Source organism: Flavobacterium sp. AK-345 (assembly GCF_058310175.1).
The window spans coordinates 171,875-189,155 of record NZ_JBZEER010000001.1 but is presented as its reverse complement, the minus strand read 5'-3'; the positions used below and the strand labels follow the sequence as shown (position 1 = coordinate 189,155).

Below are 17,281 nucleotides of genomic sequence, written 5' to 3'. Positions count from 1 at the left end.
ATTCTTCTTATGAAAAAAGGTTTATTATTACTCATCGTTTTCTTTTGTATGACTTCGGCACGATCGCAGGTATTAATTTCCCTGATTTTTGGAGATAAACTCAACTCACCTTTTTTAGAATTTGGTTTGGATGGCGGTCTTAATTTTTCGACGATTTCTAATATGGAAACTTCAGGAACGGAAGTGGGTTTTAATCTTGGTTTTTATTTTGATATTCGGTCTAAAAAAAATCCGGCATGGATGATTAATACCGGAGTTATTGTAAAATCGCCAATGGGTGCGCACGGATTGCCTGTTTATTCTTTAGACGATCCTAATCTGGATAATACATTTGCGGGAGGAAAAGTCGATAGGGAAATTCGGTATTTTAATGTTCCTATTTTGATCAAATACCAATTCAAAAATAATATTTACCTGAAAACAGGTCCGCAATTAGGACTTTTGGCAAAAGCCTTTGATAAATTTCATCAGGAATATAATAAGGAAGATGTTGTTTACAAAAACAATATCAGAGATAAAATACATGTTATTGATGCCGGAATTGCTCTTGGCGCAGGTTATTATATGAATGTTGGGAATGGCTTAAACATTACGGTTCAGTATTATTACGGATTAGTTCCTGTAATGAAAGGCGACGGACCAAACCAATACAATCGATCGCTGTATGTAACCGCCGGAATACCTATTGGAAAAGGTAAAGCTGCTCAAAAAAGAGCAAAAGAAGAAGCTGAAATGTATAAAGTTATTTTGCCTGAAGAGAAAAAATAAGTTTTAATGTAGTTTTTAATGTATTCTTATCGTGTGTCACCCTGAGCGAAGTCGAAGGGCGCTCCAATTGGAACGTGGGCTTCTCCCGAAGCTTCGGGACGTTCAGCCTGACAATACAATAAGTAAGCTCCAATCTTTGTCGAGTTTCGAGCGTGATCCTTCCTCCGTCAGGATGACAAGATTGTGGTTACTGTACTGGTTACTTTAAGCAAAAAGCTTTGTCAAAGTTTAAAACTTTGACAAAGCTGCCGAACAGAAGTTTAAAAAAACGTTTATATAAAAAGAAAAAACCTGCTCAAATCACGAGCAGGCTTTTTACTAAAAAAATAAACTAACACAAAAACTTAATTATAACCTTGATTTTGTTTAAACACTTTCTGGTCTATAACAGTTTGCGGAATTGGAAATACTCTTCTAAAAGGTTGAGAAGCAGCTTTTGCAGTTCCCGCCAAATCAAATTTGCCAAAACGGATGCTTTCCGGTCTTCTTTGTAATTCCCAATATAATTCGAAACCTAATTCTTTATACAATTGCTCTGAGTCTAAAGCCGTAAGTGTTTTTCCGGGAGCATTTCCGTATAGGGATTCTCTTTTTCTGCTGGTACGCAATTTGTTCAAATCGTCCATTGCCGGACCTACACTTCCTTTTCTAAAATAAGCCTCAGCTCTCATTGCATAAGCTCCGCCTAAACGAAATAACGGAATATCAACATTACTGTTACCGTTTCCTCCTTCAGGATCAAATTCGTATTTAAAAACACGGGCTCCCTGATTGATTTCGTTTTGGGCAAAAACAGATTTAGTAGGATCTGCAAATGTCAATGATGGCGTAAAATTCATTCTTGTTGTCGTACTTTTTTCCATAACCAAAGGAGAAACTTTAATACGGTTACCAACCATTTCTAAAGATCCTGAAGCTAATAATACAGGTCCATATTGAAGTCCGGCCTGAATTCCTCTGTTAAAATGGAACCAAGGCAAAGCCGGGCTGCTTTTAGGTACAATGTCTGTTGCAGGAACACTTACATCTGTACCATCATTCATAAACCACGTACCATCAGCATATTGATAGTGTTGCTCAAATCTTGGATCATCATGATTTCCATCCCAACTTGCATAAAATTCAGGAGTTGTACAAGCCGCATTTGTTCCTCTGTTTGCAGCAGATGTTCTCTGGTTACGCTCCATACATACATAAGCAAAACTATTTGAACCATTACGGATGTAATCTATTTTTTGGGAAATCGCAAAAATAAGTTCTTTTCCATTCTCGTTATCTCTTGCAAAGTTTTTGAAGAAATCACTTTCTAAACTAAATTTTCCTGAATCGATTAATAAAGAAGTGTAATAAATAACACGGTCCATATCTGTTCCTGTACTGCCTGTTACCGCCGCTTCATTAAAATTAAAAGCTGATCCTGCATTGTAACGATCTTTAAATACCGCACGGTTCAAATACATATTAGCTAAAAAAGCATAAGCAGCTTGTTTGGTAAACCTTCCGTGGTGTGTTCTTTGTGTACCAATGTCGGCCAAATCAGGGATTAAAGCTTCAACATCAGTAATTAATTTGTCTATCTGAGTATCTGCTTTTAAAATTTGCAAAGGTGCATCTACATTCAACGGATCTCTAAAAGGCGCTTGTCCGTAAAGGTCTAAAGTTGTGTATGTATAATATGCTAAAAGTGCTTTTGCTTCGGCCAAAAACAATGCCTTTTCCGGAAAAGTATTTTCTTCTGCCGACTTAATTGCAGTCAAAGAACGTGTAATTCCGTTTGTCAGTAAATCCCAGTTACCTACAATGATTGCATTACTGGAACTCCATGTAAATTCATGCATGTCTCTCCATTTTCCACCATCTCCCCAGTCACTTCCGCGAGTTGGTAAAATAGCTTCATCCGTCGTGTATTCCTGCATGGCAAAAACAGCTCCATGATCTGTAAAAGTTCCGTCTCCAAGTCTGTCATAAGCTGCGGCAAGCGAACCTGCAGGATCTGTAGCGTCGGTTCCTAATTTTTCATCCAATACAGCTTCATCAAGATCTGTGCAACTATTTAAGAGAAAAATAAAAGAGAATATTGTTAAAATTTTTATGCTAAAAAATGTCTTTGTCTTCATGATAAATTATAATTTTAAAGTTGCTCCAAAACTGAAAGTTCTGGACGTTGGATAAGCAGCGTAATCAATACCAATAGATTGGTTTCCACCGTTCGATTTCGGACTGTTGATTAACGGATCGTAACCTGTATAATTCGTAATTGTTATTAAGTTCGACCCTGTTACATAAAGCGTTAATCCGTTTAACCAGCTTACGTTTTTTAAATCAAAATTGTATCCTAAACGCGCTGTATTTAATCTGATAAAATCTGATTTCTCTAAGAAAAGTGTTGATAAAATTGGTGCATTTGTTGCGTTTGCGCCAGACTCATAATATCCTGTAGCAACGTTTCTGTCCGAAGCCAGGTTGTTGATATTTAAGGCATTCAATCCTGTGTTATTCAATAAATAACCTCCTGTTTGACCAATGATTGAGAATGAGAAACTAAAGTTTTTATACGTCATATCACTATTAAGTCCGTAATAAAAAGTTGGCAGCGCCCCTTCTATAATAATTCTGTCACTGTTATCAATTTTACCGTCCCCGTTTTGATCTTTAAAAATATTTCCACCTTTATCATCAAATCCGGTATGCTCTAACAAATAGAAAGAACCGGCTGCGTAACCGCTTTTGTAAATATTGGCATTTACTCCAGATTGCCCAGGCCCTGAAATAGTTCCTGTTAAGATTTCTGAAACCGGTAAATCTTCAATTTTGTTTCTTAATGTTGCTCCGTTTACATCAACATTCCAGGTAAAATTTTTAGTATTAACTAATTTTGAACCCAACATAATTTCCAAACCTGTATTAACGATTTTTCCGTCAATGTTTGTCCAAACTGTTGTTGTTGGTTTTAAAGGGCTTGACGGAACGTTTAAAATTGCATCTGTAGTTGTTTTGTTAAAATAATCTACAGTTCCGTACAATTTATCACTCCATAAACTAAAATCTACACCTATATTGGCTTGTGTAACCACTTCCCATTTTAAATCAGGATTTGCAGTTCTTGTTACAGAAACTCCGTTTACCAAATTCAAATCATCATACAAATAATATCCGTCAGGTCCAGATAATGAATAACTTGCCTTAGTCAATTTGTTTTGAACTTCCTGATTTCCTGTTTGTCCCCAGCTCGCTCTCAATTTTAAATTGTTTATAGCTGTAACATTTTCCATGAAACTTTCTTTAGAAATATTCCATCCCAAAGCAAATGAAGGAAAGTATCCATATTTGTTATTATCACCAAAACGAGTAGAACCATCTGCTCTCATTGAAGCTGTTAAAAGATATTTATCGTTAAAAGTATAATTCAATCTTCCAAAATAAGACTGTAATTCATTTTCTTGGGCATAACCTGTAGTTCCTGACTGTGTTCCTGCAAAACCAGGATTAATAGATGGTTTTATACCAACTCCCTGAGCAGAGATTCCGTCGATACTGAAACTTGTTCCTGATTTTTCAAATTTTTGATACGAGAATCCGCCCAAAACCTCAAATTTATGTTTGTCCAACAATAAATTATACGTCAAATAATGCTCAACCAAAGAGTTTTTAGAATCTAAATTATTCTGAACATATTTCCCTTTTGGATTCAAATCGGTTAAGTTTGGATAAATCGTCGTATTACGTTCAGCGCTGGAACGATCTACACCCACGTTTAATTTATATTCTAATCCGTCGATGATTCTAAAAGAAGCTTCAAAATTTCCTAAAACTCTCAACGTACGCGTTTGATCCTCATAAATACTCAATAAATAAGCAGGATTATAATGCGCGTTCATGTTGAAGTTGGTGTATTTTCCATTAGCATCAAAAACAGATCTTGTTGGGTTTGCCATCAAAGTGTGTACAATTAATTGTCCGTTAGAACCACCGTCATCACTTGTAGGAACTCCATCATCTTTAGTTTCACTCGCTGTAAGATTCACTTTTATTTTTAAACGTTTGTTGTCTAAAAATGATTCAGCCGCATTAATTCTACCCGAAAGACGTTTGAAATTACTGTTGCGAATAATTCCTTCCTGATCCATTTGTGCAACAGATGCATAATAATTTCCTGATTCTGTTTGTTTTGCAAAAGACAAAGCGTTGTTTGTAGTAACGGCACTTCTGTAAATTACATCCTGCCAGTCTGTGTTTCCACCATGATCAAAAGCCGGATCTTTAATAGCGCCTCTGTACTCCTCTGCGCTTAAAACGTCTAGTTTGTGAGCTACTTTTGAAACTCCCATATAAGAATCAAAAGTTAATGTTCCCTCCCCTTTTGATCCTTTTTTTGTCGTAACCAAAACAACTCCATTAGATCCTCTTGCACCGTAAATAGCAGCTGCAGAAGCATCTTTTAAAACCGTAATCGATTCGATATCACTTGTATTCAAAAAGTTTAATGGATTTTTTGCAGATGAAGCTCCAAAACCAACATTGCTTCCCGTTGGGCTTACGTCATCATTAGACAACGGCATACCATCTACAACAAACAAAGGTGTACTTCCGCTTCTGATAGAACCAACTCCACGAATGGTAACATTTACGCCAGCTCCCGGCTCACCGCTTGTATTAACAACACGAACACCGGCAACTTTTCCCTGAATTAAATTATCTACAGAAACGTTAACTCCTTGTTTAAAATTTGCTGCTTCAAGCTGAGTTACAGCCCCCGTAACATCTTTTTTAGATTGTTTTCCATAACCTACAACCAAAACTTCGCTTAACTCTGATGTATTTGGCTCCAACTGAATTGTCATGAAATTCTTTTGAACGCCAACTGTTTTGGTTTTATATCCTAAATACGAAACTTCGATCGTTTTTCCTTCTGTAACAGAAAGTTCAAATTCACCATCAAAATTAGAAACAGTAGCATTTTTTGTAGCAGTTTCCAAAACCGTTACACCCGGCATAGGCACTCCGTTTTCGTCAATAATTTTCCCTTTAATTTTAATTTTTTCTGCTTCAGATGTTGTTTTTGCCACAACAGTTGTTTTCTGAATCAAAACTAATTTTCCATTAATATTATAATTGAAATTAGCTTTTTTAGAAAGATCACTTAAAATTACATCAACAGATTCGTTGCTATAATTTACCGTATAAGTTGTGTTATCTGCAATAATTGCTTGTCCGTAACTAAATTTATAGTCCGTTTTTTTACTCAGTTTTGAAAAAATAGATACTAAAGTTGCTTTTTCTATTTTATTTTCTATTTTTGATTTTTTAAGAACAGTTGTACTGTAACCGCTTTGAACGCACAGTAACGCCAGAATTAAAAAGAAAATTCCCTTTAGAAGATTTAAATTGATTCGTTTAAAATACATGATTTAAGTTATTGGTTTTTCGATACTTAATTATTAATCGCAGTTGTTCTCAGCAACTGCTTTTTTTTTGATTTTAGTTCACTTTTACTATTTCGCCATAAACTTTAAATTTTAGGTTTGTGATATAATTGATTTGCTCTAAAACATTTTCTAATGTTGCGTCCTTCTTTATGAACACCGTTAATGGCGTTGCTAATACAAGTTCATTATCGTATTGAAATGAAACTCCGTATTTATATTGTAAAATGGTAATTACCTGTTTAAGTGTAGTTTGATTTAGCGTTACATCACTCGCATACCAATTGACCAAAAATGATTTGTCTGCCAGTAGTTTAGTCAGTTTTTTATCTTCAAACAAGGCTTCCTGATTGGGAACCAGGTCAACACTTTGACCATTTGAAGTAACATTTACTTTTCCGGTTACGACAATGACTTCGCATTTTGATTTTGACATTTGAATGTGAAAAGAAGTCCCTACAACCCTGGTTTTAATTTCGCCGGATGCAATAATAAAAGGATGTTTTTTATCTTTGGCTACTTCAAAAAATGCATTTCCTTTTAGTAAAGAAACTTTTCTTTCGCTTCCGCTAAATTTTTCGGGATACTGAAATAATGAATTTGCTGCCAGATAAATTTTCGAGCCATCACTTAATTGGATAGACTTGGGGATGTCTGATGTTTTAAATGTTAATTGCTTTTCGATTGAAAAGTCAGGTTTGAAGAAAAATCCCAAACCGGCAAGAAAAAGAATACTGGCAGCGGCCATATATTTTAAATATGAATTGAAGTTTTTCTTCTTTATTGTTCGAAGTTGAATTCCTTCATATATATTTTGAGAAACTTCAGTAGAATTTCCCATTACATTATCATCCCATTTTGAATTTTGATATTCGCTTAAAGCAAAATCATTCAGCAAATTTTCTTCTGCTTTTGATGTTTTATTTCGAGAACTTTTATCAACAAGATATTCTAAACTGTGTTTTAATCTTTTTATCATAATACTTATTATTACCTATAAGTACCGGAAACATAAAATCGTACTATCCGGAAATATTATGAAACCATTAACAGAAAGTTATCTTAAAGCTTTTGATGTAAAATAATGAATGGAGCAAGCCAGGCAAGGTCTTTCAGTCCTTCTCGCAATTGTTTTAATCCTGAAGAAATTTGATTTTTTACCGTTTGTTTCGATATTCCAAGTTCATCGGCAATTTGATCAATCGTCATATCCTGCATTTTATACATTAACAAAACTTCTTTTCTTTTTTCAGGAAGTTTATCTAATAAAGAGTAAAGCAAATCCATCAATTCAGGATCGATCGTCGCAAAATGATCAATTACATAATCTTCAAATTTATCTTCAAGAATTGTCTTGTCGAACCTATTATTTTGATAATGTTTAAAAACCTGATTTTTTACGGCCCTGAACAAATAAGGTTCAATAGCATTGATTTCGATATCATTTTTTCTTTCCCATAAATCGACAAAAACATCCTGAACAATATTCTGTGCCAAGTCGTTATCCTGAGTCATCGTATACGAAAAAGCCGTCAGCTTTTTCCAGTACAGCGTATACGTTTCTTCAAAAATTTCAGGATTCTTCATAGGTTATCTGGGTGGCATTTGTTGATGTAAAATAATAAAATGTTATACCATTGTTTTTTTCCTGAAGATTATCTTTCAATTAAGAAATCAATACGTTTGTTTTATTAATACTACGATTTTGAAATAGAAATGATAATTGATTTGCGATTTCTTTTTCTTTAACTAACACATAAATCAAATAGTATTTTTAAATTAGTGTCATCCAAAAAAGGTAATTTTCTTTTGCTGCGTCCTCAGTATTAATAATTTTACACTTTAAAAATCATGAAACAAATTTTGTTTACATTATTTCTTGCCGGAGCGATTTCTAACGCTGCTCAGGCACAAAATGACACGCTAAAAATTAACCAATTACAGGTTATTGGTTCTCACAATAGTTACAGACATGCCATTGAAACCGATTTATACAATACAATTCAGGCAAAAGACACTTCGCGTTCTCTAAAAGGCTTACAATACACACACATTAGCCTTACAGATCAATTAAATAAAGGATTGCGAAATCTTGAAATCGATGTTCAGGGCGATCCAAAGGGCGGAAAATATGCGCACCCAAAAGGTTTAGACATTGCAAAATCTCAGGAAGCTTATGACCCAAACGGAGAAATGAAAAAACCGGGTTTTAAAGTTTTTCATATGATAGATATTGATTTTAGAACTTCTTGTTACACACTTCAAAATTGCCTTGCAGAATTAAAAAAATGGTCTGATGCAAATCCTGATCACGTTCCGGTTTTTATTACGCTGGAACCCAAAGATGACGACAGTTTTTTAGGTACAAAAGCAGAGAAATTTACACCCGAATTGTTCGACGCATTGGATAAAGAACTTCGCAAAGGTTTAGGAAATAAATTGATAACGCCGGATATGGTGCGCGGAAAATACAAAACGCTTGAAGAAGCGGTTTTAAATAACAACTGGCCAACGCTTAAAAAAGCAAAAGGGAAATTCTTGTTTATTTTGGATAACAACGGAGCCAAAAGAGATTTATACGCTTTGAATCATCCATCATTAAAAGGACGCGCCGTTTTTATTAATGCCGAACCCGGTAAACCGGAAGCTGCAACTTTGTTCCGCAATAACGCTGAAGATCCTACAATTGCTGATTTAGTTAAAAAAGGATATATCATCAGAACCCGCGCAGATTCTGATACTAAAGAAGCACGCAAAAATGATTATTCCCATTTTGAAGCGGCTAAAAAATCTGGAGCACAAATAATAACAACTGATTATTATTTGCCAAGTACGTTTTTCGATTCTCCTTATCAGATAAAATACGATGATGGAACTTATGTGAGAGTTGATCCGATCAACGGAGTTAAATAAGTTTAAGGTTTTTATGTTGGAATGATTTTTACCGCAAAGAGCGCTAAGCTTTTTATTAGCTGTCTGTTTGCAAGCTTAAAAAGTTCGCAAAGCTTTGTCTATAAAGCTTTGCGAACTTTGCGTTTTAAAAAAGATTATAATTATAAATCTAGTTTTCAAATATAGCCCGCGGTTTCAACCGCGGGATTCCAACGTATATCGTAAAATAAATATCTGGACGTCCCTGCGGTTGAAACCGCAGGCTATATTCGCAAAAAATTCGCAAATCTTGTTGCAGATAACTTTGCGAACTTTGCGTTTTCTAACCACAAGCTAAAGCAAAAAATCTTTGCACCCTTCGGTTAAATTATCAAACGTTTTAGCCACGAATTCACGAATTATTATCACAATCAAATAGAAAAAATTCGTGAATTCGTGGCTATTTTTTTCACATTTTTATTTGAGGTTGCTTCGTTCCTAGCAATGAGCTTGCGTATAAACTTTTGTCTACATAAATAAAACAAAGCTTTGCGGACTTTAAAAAACTTTACTAAAAAGAAAAACTTAGCGCACTTTGCGTAAATTCTTTACGCTCTTTGCGGTAAAATCCACGCCCCAATAAAAACTTACTTCAAACTCTTAACAGCGCCTGTTTTCAAATCAACACTAAAATGATCGGCAGGAACTTCATGCATGAATTTGTTGAAGATGATTAAAAATAATCGAAGTTGATTTTGAAGAGGTTTTTCTTTAGAATTATCATCTTTATGATTTTCGAAAAACATTTGTGACAGAACTTTGTATTGTTTGGCTCTTTTTTCGCCAACATCGGTCAGAGCCAGTTCATCAGCGCTTCTAAAACGATAAAAATCGACCAGAAAATCATAACCCGTCCAGTTTAAATCTTGTTTTTTGATATTGTTTTCGGCTAATATCTTGTTTGTTTTTTGTTCTGCTTCTGCCCATTCTTTTGCGGCACTTTCTTTGTTTTTCAGAATAAAATCAAAATCTTTATCGGATTGAATATTAGCTAAAACCAATAACTCTGAAGCAGAAATATGCAGAAAAAAATCTTTGAAAGCAGAAGGCCAATCATCTGATAAAAAACGAAGACGAACTAATTCTTTCAAATGAAAATCGGTAAAATCATGATAGGTTTTGGTTTCTAAAATGGCTTTGTTCCAAATGTCTTTGGTATGCTGCGATTCTAAAAACTGATATTCCATTTTATACAGATCAAAAAGTTCGTTATAACCTTTCACTTTATCAATCGTAATCGTTTGAATATCTACCAAATTATCTTTTTGAATTGTCAGTAATTTATAAGCGGGAATATACGCCGCCAAAGATGGCGTTTGAATATTGACCAATGTATTGCCTTTTGCTGTGGTGCGAATTCCGGTGTCGTTAATGTGCATGTGTCCGCCAAAATGAATTTTTAAACCTGCATCTGCAAAAGTTTGCGCCACTTCTTCAACCGGAACTCTGTTCAATTGCCATTTGTTTGGTCCAAGCAGTTCTTTTATTTCTGCAGAAGCGTCATCATTAAAATCAATCATCGGAAAATGACTAAAAGCAATTAAGGTTTTACCTTGCTTTTTGGCTTGGGCCGAAATATCTTCGACCCATTTTATTAAATGTTTTTTATTCGAAAGCACATTATTATATCCGGTGCTGGCTTCTGAGTAATTTTTAGAATCTTTTGCGTCTGCCGTAGCATTTTTCTTGGGAATATAAACATTGCCGTCTATCGCCATAAGCCAAAGTCCGTCAACAGGTTCAACAACATAACTTACGTCCGGAACCTCGTAGCCTGGTGCTACTTCATAAACTCTGTTTGATAATTTTGCAGCTTCTGATGCTTTTTCGAAACTATAATTTTCAGCGGTATAAGTTGAAAAAGGTGTTGCCCAAAATTTGTATTTTTCATTAGGATAAAAACCAAAATTTTTCAAGCCTTCTGTAATTCCCAAATAACCCATTTTAGCAATATCGGCTGTTATTACAACAGGCTGTTCAATAGTTAAATTTGGCTTATACAGGCCTTCTTTGCTATAAATGGGCTGGCTTTTACCTTCTTTTCCCAAAAAATCTTCTTTGCCTGATTCCTGAGCAAATGGTCCAACAGGATCGTGATTTCCGGTTGTAATGAAAAATTCAATGCCGTATTTTTTTCTGTATTGATTTAGAATCGCTTCTAACCCACGCACGTGAATAGGCTGACCATCATCAGTATAATCACCGGGAAGCGCGACGTATTTTATCTTTCGCTTAGCGATATCATCAAGAGCTGCTATAAAAGCAAAATAGTTTTCGTTGAATATTCGGGTCGAATGCAATTGAGATGCCATGGTTCTCAATAAAGTATATTTTCCTGTTTTTGGATTTAAAACACCCCGATAATCATTATCTGAAAATTTTCCGAATAAATCCTGCAAATGCACATCTGATAAAAAAGCAATCTGAACACCATCGAGTTTGGTTTGTTTTTGTGCTGAAACCGTACAATTACAAATGATAAATAGTAGAAACAGAGTTGAATTTTTAGAAAGGGAAGATATTTTGGAAATCATAGGTTACTTTTTGCAAATTGGAAAATAGAAAGTTTTGGGATTACTTTCACTTGCAATTTTATGGATTATAACCGAGAGCTGGTTTATGGTATTGTTATGGAAATGATAATGTTTAAAACGACGGTTAGCGTCCTGCAAGGTTTTTGAAACCTTGTAGGTTTGATATAGTAATACATAAAAGGTTGTGAAATTTTGCAGGATTGAATATAGTAATACCTACAAGGTTTCGAAAACCTTGCAGGATTGAATATTAAAAAACATAATTATTTATCAATAGAAATTATAAATTTTAATATTTCTTCGGTGCTTAAAATATAATCCGGAGTAGTATTTAAAATGGCATTAGAAGGCATATAAGGCATTTCTGCCGATTTCGGATCCTGAATTACCACGATACCGCCTGCATTTTGAATCGCTTTTAATCCTTCAGTACCGTCTGTATTGGAGCCTGAAAGTAAAATTCCGATTAGGTTAGAACCATAAACTTCTGCGGCAGATTCGAAGGAAACATCAATGCTTGGTCGGCTGTAATTTACTTTTTCTGAAGTATCGAGGGCAAAAAAATCATCTTTTTCAAATAATAAATGATAGTTTGATGGTGCAACATAAATAAATCCATGCATTAATTGCACTTTGTCTTCAATCAGTTTTACCTCGGTCTGGGCTTTAAGTGTTATTAATTCTTCGAGGGTCAAATCATCTGTTCCTCTTCGATGCAGGACAATTACGAGCGCAAAAGATTTAAATACGGGCAAATCGGGTAAAATTTGTAATATTGCATTCAAACTTCCCGCCGATCCTCCTATAATAATTACTCTTTTGTTCGATATTATTTTACTTTCCTCCATATTTTCTCTTTCTCTAACTGCTTGTATTTAGTTGTAGATATCGAATATTTTATGGTTTCTTTGGTTCCGAGTGCCAAAAAACCCAAAACTGCTAAACTTGAATCAAATAAATTGATGACTCTTTTTTGTAAATCATTATCAAAATAGATTAAAACGTTGCGGCATAAAATAAAATCAAATTCGTTGAATGAATTATCTGAAACTAGATTATGCTGCGAAAAAACCATTTTTTGGGCCAGTTCATCATTGAATTTTGCAATGCCGTAATTGGCGATATAATAGCTTGAAAAATCTTCCTGCCCGCCAGAATCTCTGTAGTTTTCTGAATATTCTTTCATCATTCGTAAAGGAAAAATACCTTTTTTGGCTGTTTCCAATACTTTCGAATTAATATCTGTGGCATATATTAATGATTTATGCAAAAGTCCTGCTTCTTTTAGCATTATGGCCATCGAATACACTTCTTCGCCGGTGGAACATCCTGCATGCCACAAACGTATGAATGGTTTTGTGGCAAGCAAGGGCAATATTTCGGTTCTGACAATTCTATAAAAAGTCGGATCCCGAAACATTTCTGTAACGTTTACTGTAATTTCGTCGATTAATCTTTTATAATAATCAGAATCGTTTCTAACTTTTGATAGAAACTCATAAAAATTCCTGAATCCATCTAAATGGTAAATTCTATTAACGCGCCTTTTTAATGATGCTCTAGAATAACTTCCAAAGTCAAAACCGTAATATTCGTAAATATCATTTATAAGGGTTTCTAACTCAATGTCTTCTATCATAACAATTTTAAATTTTATTTAAAACGTGCATCAATTTATCTACGTCTATAGGCTTTGAAACATAATCATCTGCGCCTGCTTCAAGGCATTTTTCTTTGTCACCTGTCATAGCCTGGGCTGTAACGGCAACAACTAATGTATTTTTTCGTGACGGAATACTTTTTATAATCGGAATTGCCTCATAACCATCCATTTCGGGCATCATCATGTCGATTAAAATAGCATCGATGTGTTCGTCTGTTTTTAATAACCGTATTGCCTCTTCGGCACTTAAACTAGACAAACAATCGAATGATTTGGCACGCAAAACGTTTACCAAAGCAAATATATTTCTTGAATCGTCATCAATAATCAAGAGTCGTTTTTTCTCCATATCTCTTTAGCAATTATGCATTAAATTTTATCGTATAACCACACACGCAATAGCGACAATAACTGATCTATATCTACAGGTTTTGTAATATAATCTGATGCTCCTGCCTTAATGCACTTTTCTCTGTCGCCTGTCATTGCTTTTGCTGTTACGGCGATTAATGGCAAGTTCAGGAATTTAGGAATTGTTCTGATTTTTTCGGCAGTCTCATAACCGTCCATATTTGGCATCATCATGTCCAGCAAAACAATATCAGTATCGGGATTTTCTTCTAATACCTTTATTGCGTCATTACCGTCAAATGCAGTAATTACATTCATTTTAAAGACTTCGAGCGCTTTTGTTAATGAATAAATATTACGAACATCGTCATCTACAATCAATACTTTTTTATCATGTAAAATATTGTTTAGTAAATTTAGTTTTTTGTAGCTTTCTTTTTTGCCGTTTTGCCCTTTATTTTCTTCTACTAAATGTAAAAACAACGAAACCTCATCGAGCATTCTTTGGTAAGAATGTGCTGTTTTTACGATAATAGAATCAGCATATTTTTTAATTTTTACTTCTTCTTTAAGCGAAAGGCTTTTTCCTGTAAACACAATTACGGGAAGATTTTCTAATCCCGGGCTTTTTTTAACGCCATCTAAAATTTGATAAGCTTGTTTATCCGGAATTCCCATATCGAGAATCACACAATCAACTTCTGTTTTATTCAATGCTTTTAAACCTTCAGAAACTTCACTTTTTATCTCAGAATTAATATTATAACTTTCTAAGAAATAAGCTAATGCCTTGGCATGTTTAGGGTTGTCTTCGATAATTAAAACCTTTTGGGATTCTTTGGTAATAATATGTTCGATACGCATGAAAACCTCCGGAATTCTATCAAAAGCAACTGGTTTGTCAAGAAAATCAACAGCCCCTTTAAGCAAACTTTCCTGTTTTAGTTTGTGCGATGACATGATATGTACGGGAATGTGTTTGGTTTGAATGTTGTTTTTTAATTCTTCCAAAACTTCCCAACCACTTTTTATTGGCAATTCGATATCCAATAAAATACCTACCGGTTTATACATTAAGGCAAAATTTAGAGCGTAATCCCCGCGAACTGCAACTACAACTTTATATCCATTTTTTCTGCTAAATGCCAAAAGTGATTGTGCAAAATTGATGTCATCTTCTACAATCAAAATAACTTTATCTTCTTCGGTAATTATATCTCTGTCATCTTCAATTTCATCAGGAATTACGGCAGACAAATATTTATTTTTTATCTTTTTCAATTCTTCAGTTTCAACTGTAGAAATTTCCATTGGCGGCGGCGCTTTATCAACAATTACTTTTTTGCTGATTGTTCCGTAAACGGGTAAACATAAAGTAAACGAGCTTCCTTCGCCTTCTTTACTATGCAGAATAATTTCTCCTCTAAGTAATTTTGCCAATTCTCTACTAATGGATAATCCTAGGCCTGTTCCTCCATATTTACGTTTTGTAGAACCGTCTGCTTGTTGGAAAGCTTCAAAAATTAACGGTTGCTTTTCTAACGGAATTCCGATTCCTGTATCTTTTACAATGAAACAGATTACTTTATCATCGTCATCGTTTATTTTTATTTCGACACTTACAGAACCTTTATCTGTAAATTTAATAGCATTTGAAATTAAGTTTTTCAGGATTTGCTCTAATCTCATTTTGTCTGTTTTAATGACAATTGGAGCATCTTTAGACATAATTTCGAATTTGATTCCTTTCTCTTTGGCAACCTGAGAAAATAAACTGGAAAGTGTATCTGTAATTTCTTTAGTAGAAACATCTAAAAATTCAAGCTCCATTTTTCCGGCTTCGATTTTAGATAAATCCAAAATTTCATCAATTAAACCAAGTAAGCTGTTCCCTGAACTCTGAATCACTTTTGCAAATTCAATTTCTTCACTATTCATGCCTTTGCCATTATTTTCAGATAATAATCGGCTTAAAAGTAAAATAGAATTTAAAGGTGTTCTTAATTCGTGCGACATATTTGCCAAAAACTCTGATTTATAACGAGTTGTAAGCTCCAATGCTTCTGATTTCTTTTGAATTTCGTTGTTTCTTTCTTCCAATAAAACACTTCTTTCTGAAAGTTCCTCGTTGGTTTGCTCCAGTTCTTCCTGTTGCACACGAAGTTCTTCTTCAGATGCCTGCAGTTTTTCTGTTTGTGCTTCTAATTCGGCGTTAATTGCTTCTAATTCACTATGCTGAACACGTAATTCTTCTGATTGTGATTGGGTTTCTTCTAACAACTCCATAACACGTTTACGGTTTTGCGTTGATTTGATGGAAATACCAATATTATTTGCTATGGTTCTAAGGAATTCTAAATGCAATTCAGAAAAACCATAAATACTCGCCAGTTCCAATGCTCCTTCTACCCTGTTATCAATCAACGGAACTGCCACAATATGCGTTGGTTTTATTTCGCCCAAAGCATAATTTATATGAATAAAATCTGAAGAAATAGTTTTTAATTCTAAAAGTTCGCCCGAAATAATTGCCTGACCTAGCAGACCATCCCCTCTTTGAATTGTTTCTCTGCTTTTTGTCGGGATATAACTATATCCTGCTGTAAAAGCAAGTTCATCACCTTCTATAACATAAAAAACGCCGGCACTGCTGTTTGTATAATGACACAAATATTCGATAACATCTTTTGCGAGTTCTTTCAACGATTTATCGCCTAACATGACATTATTAAGACCTGCAACACCACTTTGTATCCACTCTTTTTCTGATAATAAACTAAAAGATTGTTTTAGCGCACTGCTCATGCTATTAAGTGATTCTCCAACACTTCCCAGTGCATCTGCTTTGGTATCGTCTACACGAATATCATAATTACCATTTGAAATATTTAATGCTATAGAACTGATTGCTTCAATCCTTTGAGCAGTTTCTATATCTTTTTGTTCTAATTCTCTCTGAAGCTCAGAACGTTCGTTGTAGTCTTTTAAAATTCTGATTAAAAACACGATCGAAATCAAAAATGCGATAATAAAAGCCACAATAATTAAAATGGTACTATACGTTCCATAACGTTCTGAAGTTTGGTTGCGCTCTTTTAAAAGGGCTTGCTCGCTCAGCTCAATTCGTTTAAAATAAGTACGAAGTTCGTCCATCATGGCTCTTCCTTCGTTTAAGTCGAATGTAGTATTGTTTTTCCCTAATCGTTTTTTTACAATTTGATTATTTAAGTATTTAAAGAAATTAGATCGAAGGGTTTTTAATTGCAATAAAGCTTTTTGCTGTGACGGATTATCAGTTGTAAGTTCATCTAACTTATCAAAATAACCATTTGATTCTGCTTCATATGCATTATATCTGTTTACAAATTGTTCGTCTCCGGTTATCAGATAGCCTCGCATACTAGTTTGGGCATCTGTAAGCGACGAAGACCCCTGGTTTAAGTTGTAAATAACATCCTGGGTATGGTTGACCCAAAAATTACTTTTCAATAAGTTTTTTATACTAATAAACGATGCCGTAGAACTGATCATTAATACAAGTAATGAAACCAGGGAGCTGATTAGTAAATTTCTTTTAAAGTTGTTTTTCATAGGTTGTAATCCGATTTGAT

The 17,281-nt window shown here is 34.4% G+C and carries 11 protein-coding genes; 2 read left to right on the top strand and 9 right to left on the bottom strand.

The genetic code is table 11. The features are described 5' to 3' along the window. Positions 1-9: 9 nt before the first annotated feature. Entirely contained in the window at positions 10-768 is a 759-nt protein-coding gene (locus AC4FQ3_RS00825) for a porin family protein (protein ID WP_491180498.1), read from the top strand. A gap of 344 nt (positions 769-1,112) precedes the next feature. Here AC4FQ3_RS00825 and AC4FQ3_RS00820 read toward each other — a convergent pair whose 3' ends face one another. The 4 genes from AC4FQ3_RS00820 to AC4FQ3_RS00805 form a co-directional block, all read right to left on the bottom strand. Further along, positions 1,113-2,885, bottom strand: a complete 1,773-nt coding sequence (locus tag AC4FQ3_RS00820) for a RagB/SusD family nutrient uptake outer membrane protein (protein ID WP_491180497.1) — start codon at positions 2,883-2,885, stop codon at positions 1,113-1,115. Between the two features lie 6 nt (positions 2,886-2,891). Continuing rightward, positions 2,892-6,173, bottom strand: coding sequence for a SusC/RagA family TonB-linked outer membrane protein (locus AC4FQ3_RS00815; protein ID WP_491180496.1), 3,282 nt, complete (start codon positions 6,171-6,173; stop codon positions 2,892-2,894). Positions 6,174-6,246: 73 nt separating this feature from the next. Further along, positions 6,247-7,170, bottom strand: a complete 924-nt coding sequence (locus AC4FQ3_RS00810) for a FecR family protein (RefSeq protein ID WP_491180495.1) — start codon at positions 7,168-7,170, stop codon at positions 6,247-6,249. 83 nt (positions 7,171-7,253) lie between these two features. After that, positions 7,254-7,778, bottom strand: a complete 525-nt coding sequence (locus AC4FQ3_RS00805; RefSeq protein ID WP_491180494.1) for an RNA polymerase sigma-70 factor — start codon at positions 7,776-7,778, stop codon at positions 7,254-7,256. A gap of 264 nt (positions 7,779-8,042) precedes the next feature. Here AC4FQ3_RS00805 and AC4FQ3_RS00800 point away from each other — a divergent pair, with 264 nt between their 5' ends. Further along, positions 8,043-9,104: a phosphatidylinositol-specific phospholipase C1-like protein gene (locus AC4FQ3_RS00800; protein WP_491180493.1), complete on the top strand. Its 1,062-nt coding sequence runs from the start codon at positions 8,043-8,045 to the stop codon at positions 9,102-9,104. A 605-nt stretch (positions 9,105-9,709) separates the two neighbouring features. On the opposite strand, the gene AC4FQ3_RS00795 is transcribed toward AC4FQ3_RS00800, so the two are convergent. The 5 genes from AC4FQ3_RS00795 to AC4FQ3_RS00775 all read right to left on the bottom strand — a co-directional run bounded on the left by AC4FQ3_RS00795 (position 9,710) and on the right by AC4FQ3_RS00775 (position 17,261). Next, positions 9,710-11,656 (bottom strand): metallophosphoesterase, encoded by a 1,947-nt coding sequence (locus AC4FQ3_RS00795; RefSeq protein ID WP_491180492.1) that lies wholly within the window; start codon positions 11,654-11,656, stop codon positions 9,710-9,712. A 263-nt stretch (positions 11,657-11,919) separates the two neighbouring features. Beyond that, entirely contained in the window at positions 11,920-12,504 is a 585-nt protein-coding gene (locus AC4FQ3_RS00790) for a chemotaxis protein CheB (protein ID WP_463461408.1), read from the bottom strand. Further along, positions 12,486-13,295, bottom strand: coding sequence for a CheR family methyltransferase (locus tag AC4FQ3_RS00785; protein WP_042564459.1), 810 nt, complete (start codon positions 13,293-13,295; stop codon positions 12,486-12,488). The genes AC4FQ3_RS00790 and AC4FQ3_RS00785 overlap by 19 nt, the downstream gene beginning before the upstream one ends. A 7-nt stretch (positions 13,296-13,302) precedes the next feature. After that, a complete protein-coding gene (locus AC4FQ3_RS00780) occupies positions 13,303-13,668 on the bottom strand; it encodes a response regulator (protein ID WP_491180491.1) in 366 nt (121 codons plus the stop codon). A gap of 20 nt (positions 13,669-13,688) precedes the next feature. Then, positions 13,689-17,261, bottom strand: coding sequence for a response regulator (locus tag AC4FQ3_RS00775; RefSeq protein ID WP_491180490.1), 3,573 nt, complete (start codon positions 17,259-17,261; stop codon positions 13,689-13,691). Between the last annotated feature and the right edge of the window lie 20 nt (positions 17,262-17,281).